Genomic DNA, 4,328 nt, shown 5'->3' on the forward strand with positions numbered 1-4,328 from the left:
GGCCGCCTGGGCGGACAGCGCGCCGAGCGCCCGGGAGAGGCGTTCGGCCTGGTCACGGGCGTGAGGCGCGACGGTTTCCAGCGACTCCCCGCGTAGCAGACGTTCCGCCGTCCCACGGTCCAGCCACTTGTCCTGCTCGTCGGCCATCACATGTCCTTCTGCGTCCGCGTACGCGTATGCGTCACAGTTGCGGACGTCACCGCGCCGCGGCGCGGTTCTCGCTGTGGCGGGAGGGCGTCGAGTCCGCCCGCCGATTCCGGATCCGCGCCGATCAGCTCCGCGAGCCGTTTCAGACCGCGGTGCGCGGCGGTGCGGACGGCGCCCGCGCGTTTGCCGAGCGTCTCGGCGGCGGTCTTGGCGTCCAGGCCCACGACCACGCGCAGCACGACGGCCTCGGCCTGGTCCTGCGGGAGCCGGGCTATCAGGGACAGGGTGCTGTCGGTGGCCAGGGCCTCGATGGCCTCGCCGGCCGTGTCGGACTCGGCGGGCCGGCCGGTCAGCTCGGTCTCGTCGCCGCCTATGGCGGGGCGCCGGCCGCGCATGCGGATGTGGTCCAGGGCGCGGTTGCGGGCTATCCGGGCGGCCCAGCCGCGGAACCGGTCGGCGTCGCCGCTGAAGCGGTCCAGGTCACGGGCGATCTGGAGCCAGGCCTCGGAGGCGACGTCCTCGGCGTCGGCGTCGCCGACGAGGGTGCGGACGTATCCGAGCAGCCGGGGGTGCACCGCGCGGTACATCGTGCGGAACGCGGTCTCGTCCCCGCCCTGTGCCGCGCGCACCGCGGCGGTCAGCTCCGCGTCGTCCCCCAGCACCGTACTCCCTTTACGCCTGTTCCCGGTCGGCGCGAAAGGCACGTTACGGCGTGAAAGGGCCGCACGTCCACGTGCGTAGAAGATGCAACTAACTCGTGACCAGGTGCGGATGTGCGGACGGTGAGGACCCGATGTGGCGGGGTGTGACAGAAACGGCACGCACGGCGCTGAAGGGAGTACGGGCCGCACGCGACCCGTACGCGCGACGGCCGGGGCCTCTCCTGTGGGGGGTGGCGGCTCCGGTCGTCGCTTTGTCGCCTTCCGACCCGGTCTGTGCCGATGCGGGCCGTCCACGAACGCCGGCTGCCGGCTGCCGGCTGCCAGCTGCCGAGTAGTGTCCCTTGACCCTCACACCGTGTCAGGCGGTCGGCTCGGAGACATCATGTTCACCATCGGAGACTTCGCCCGGCACGGCCGCGTCTCGGTCCGGATGCTGCGCCACTACGACGCGACCGGACTGCTGCGGCCGGCTCACGTGGACCCCGCCAGCGGCTACCGCTACTACACCGCCGCCCAGCTCGCCCGTCTCAACCGGATCATCGCGCTCAAGGATCTCGGATTCACCCTCCAGCAGGTCCAGGACATCGTGGACGAGAAGATCGGTCTCGATGAGCTGCGCGGCATGCTGCGGCTGCGGCGGGCCGAACTGGAGACGGCGATGGCCGCCGCGGCGGCACGGCTGGTCCGGGTCGAGGCGAGGCTCCGAGCCATCGAGAGCGAGGGGCACATGCCCGCGAACGACGTCGTGATCAAGAGCGTCCCTTCCGTCCGGGTGGCGGAGCTGACCGCAACCGCCGCGAGTTTCGCCCCCGAGGACATCGGCCCGGTCATCGGGCCGCTCTACGACGAGCTGTTCCGGTGCCTGCGCTCGGAGGGCATCACCCCCACGGGCCCCGGCATCGCCTATTACGAGGACGCCCCGGAGGGCGGGGGCAGGATCAGCGTCCACGCCGCCGTCCAGGTCCGCGCGCCTCTCCGGGACGGCACCGTCCGGATCCTCGACCTGCCGTCCCTCGACCGGGCGGCGACCATCGTGCACCGCGGCCCGATGGATGCCGTGCTCCCCACCGCCCAGACCCTGGCCCGCTGGATCGACGCCCACGGCTACCGGTCGGCCGGATACCCCCGCGAGATCAGCCTGGAGTGCCCGGAGAACCGTGACGACTGGGTGACGGAACTACAGGCACCGGTGACCGAGGGCTGATCGCGCAGTCCCACTCGCACTTCCCGGGATGGCCCTGGTAGATCGTGCAGGGCGTTTCCATCGGTGTTCTGGTCTTGAGGCAGACATCCGCGTCCACGATCCACTGCTTTCCGGAGTGGTCGGACCAGCACAGGTACACGTCTTTCTCGAGCTCCGAGCCGCTTCGCAGCCAAGTCGCGTGGTACTCGTGCGTTTCCTCGCTCAGCAGGCACTGGAGGTCGTCCAGGAACGCCCAGTCGACTTCGCCGTGGTCGGCGCAGGGCAGTCGCCGCGCCTGTTCCAGGACGTCGTCCCGGATCTCGCAGACGCTCGGGCATCGGAAGGTCGTTTCAGGGCCCGTCGTCATCTGATCACCCTCGCCTGCACACCGGCCTCGATGGTGAGCGCCAGTTCCTCGGCCGCCTCGATCCCGATGCACTGGATGAGCAGGAAGCCGCCCGCGGAGTCGATCAGTACGTCCACCAGGGCACCGGCCCGCATGATGGCCCTCTCGAGGCGGGCCCGCGCGTCAACTGTCCTCGGAGGGTGCTCCATTGATCGCCTCCTCCGGGTGCCGCTCCCGCAGGGTCAGCCCGTCGCGCAGGAGACGGAGGATCTCGCGGGCCTGGTACACATTGCAGTCGCCGAGACGCACCACCCAGCGGCGGTCCTCGGCCGGGGCCAGGCGGGTGTGGAACTGCGGAAGCCGGATGCCCGCCTTCTCCAGGGCCTCGGCCAGGGCGAAGGTGGTCTCGCCGACCTCCAGCACCTGCCGGATCCCCAGCCTGGGGACTTCTTCGCCGCCGGGCTTCTCACCGTCAACCAACGCCGATTCCCTCAGCCTTTCGGGCACGATTATTCCTCTCCGTAGTGACACGACTACCGGACAGGTTCAGCCTGGACCACACCTGGGGACCGCTCAACGTGTTGGCAGAGAACGGAAGGTTGGTGAACGACGGTTGAATCGCAAGGAGTTGAACCCCGACGCCTCCCCGCAAGCGGCGTACGGCGCGCGTCTGCGCAGTCTGCGGGAGGCCCGCGGCTGGACCCAGGACGATCTGGGCATCCTGATGGACTATTCCAGCGTGCATATCTCGGCGGTCGAAACTGGTCGGAAGCCTCCGACCCTTCGCTTTTCGCGTAGCGCGGACAGAGCATTCGGCCTCACGGGCACCGGGAACTCTTTCGAGCGCGAGTACCGGCAGATCCAGCACGGCAACCTGCTGGAGGGCTTCCCCGAGTTCGTCAAGCACGAGGGCAGGGCGGCGGAAATCCGGCTGTACGAAATCGGAATCATCCCCGGCCTGCTCCAGACACCGGAGTACGCGCGCGTCCTGGCGGACAGTGCCGTGCGACGAGGGACCATCACGCCCGAACAGGCAGAGGAACGAGTCTCCTTCCTGGCGGAACGGCAGGAAGCCGTGGAACGCGGCCGCCTGCCCACGATGCTGGTGGTGATGGACGAGAGCTGCATCCGCAGACAGGTCGGCGGGCCCAAGGTCATGAGGGCCCAGCTCGACCGGCTGATGCAGTTCGCCGAGCTGCCGAACACCGTGCTCCAGATCGCCCCCTTCGACATGGGGGAGCGTCGCCCGTTCAACCTCCCCATGACCTTACTGACGATGCCGGACCTGTCCGTGATCGCGTACGCGGAGTCCCAGGTGCGAGGCCACTTGGAGCGCGAAACTGCCGCCGTACTCCCGCTGTTGGCGGACTACCATCAGTTGCAGGCAGATGCTCTGTCCCAGGCTGCATCGGTGGCCGTGATCAAAGAGGCATGAAAGGGCACCCCGTGACAACCGAGTCCCCCCGCTGGTTCAAGTCCTCCTACAGCGACAACGGCGGCCAGTGCATCGAAGTCGCCACCAACCTCGCCACCACCCACGACGTGGTCCCCGTCCGCGACTCCAAGAACACCGACGGCGCCGTGCTGAACTTCACCACCGGCACCTGGTCCTCGTTCATCGCGTACGCCGCCGCTCAGAGCGTCTGAAACCCCGCTCGTGCCCGCCTCCTCCCTCGGCTGTAGTGGGAGGAGGCGCACTCTTCATCCAAGCGGCATGAAAGGGACATCCCATGACGTCCGAGGCCCCCCGCTGGTTCAAGTCCTCCTACAGCGGCAACGGCGGCCAGTGCATCGAGGTCGCCACCAACCTCGCCACCACCCACGACGTGGTCCCCGTCCGCGACTCCAAGGACACCGACGGCGCCGTACTGCACTTCACCACCGGCACCTGGTCCGCCTTCATCACGTACGCCGCCGCCCGGCGCGTCTGAACTCACACCGGTCGGTCACGGCCACGCCCGTCCTCCTCCGCCGCGAGCCTGCGGGCCAG

General features: G+C 69.0%; 7 protein-coding genes. 4 read left to right on the forward strand and 3 right to left on the reverse strand.

What is annotated here, in order from left to right:
- Positions 1-146: 146 nt before the first annotated feature.
- Positions 147-809 carry an RNA polymerase sigma factor gene (locus tag H5J33_RS25270; protein WP_181797172.1) on the reverse strand — a complete coding sequence of 221 codons (663 nt, stop codon included), beginning with the start codon at positions 807-809 and terminating at the stop codon, positions 147-149.
- A gap of 382 nt (positions 810-1,191) precedes the next feature.
- Here H5J33_RS25270 and H5J33_RS25275 point away from each other — a divergent pair, with 382 nt between their 5' ends.
- Positions 1,192-2,013 (forward strand): MerR family transcriptional regulator, encoded by an 822-nt coding sequence (locus tag H5J33_RS25275; protein WP_181797173.1) that lies wholly within the window; start codon positions 1,192-1,194, stop codon positions 2,011-2,013.
- A 342-nt stretch (positions 2,014-2,355) separates the two neighbouring features.
- On the opposite strand, the gene H5J33_RS25280 is transcribed toward H5J33_RS25275, so the two are convergent.
- Positions 2,356-2,547, reverse strand: coding sequence for a hypothetical protein (locus H5J33_RS25280; protein ID WP_181797174.1), 192 nt, complete (start codon positions 2,545-2,547; stop codon positions 2,356-2,358).
- Positions 2,522-2,845, reverse strand: coding sequence for a hypothetical protein (locus H5J33_RS25285; RefSeq protein WP_181797175.1), 324 nt, complete (start codon positions 2,843-2,845; stop codon positions 2,522-2,524). Before H5J33_RS25285 ends, H5J33_RS25280 begins: the two co-directional genes overlap by 26 nt.
- A 106-nt stretch (positions 2,846-2,951) precedes the next feature.
- Between H5J33_RS25285 and H5J33_RS25290 the strand changes: the two genes are divergently transcribed.
- The 3 genes from H5J33_RS25290 to H5J33_RS25300 all read left to right on the forward strand — a co-directional run bounded on the left by H5J33_RS25290 (position 2,952) and on the right by H5J33_RS25300 (position 4,269).
- Positions 2,952-3,773, forward strand: coding sequence for a helix-turn-helix transcriptional regulator (locus tag H5J33_RS25290; RefSeq protein WP_181797176.1), 822 nt, complete (start codon positions 2,952-2,954; stop codon positions 3,771-3,773).
- Positions 3,774-3,784: 11 nt separating this feature from the next.
- The gene (locus H5J33_RS25295) at positions 3,785-3,985 is read left to right on the forward strand and encodes a DUF397 domain-containing protein (RefSeq protein WP_181797177.1); all 201 of its coding nucleotides are present in this window, start codon (positions 3,785-3,787) and stop codon (positions 3,983-3,985) included.
- 83 nt (positions 3,986-4,068) lie between these two features.
- The gene (locus H5J33_RS25300; protein WP_181797178.1) at positions 4,069-4,269 is read left to right on the forward strand and encodes a DUF397 domain-containing protein; all 201 of its coding nucleotides are present in this window, start codon (positions 4,069-4,071) and stop codon (positions 4,267-4,269) included.
- Positions 4,270-4,328 lie beyond the last annotated feature (59 nt).

The sequence above is a fragment of the Streptomyces sp. WELS2 genome (genome assembly GCF_013870595.1).
Taxonomy (GTDB): domain Bacteria; phylum Actinomycetota; class Actinomycetes; order Streptomycetales; family Streptomycetaceae; genus Streptomyces.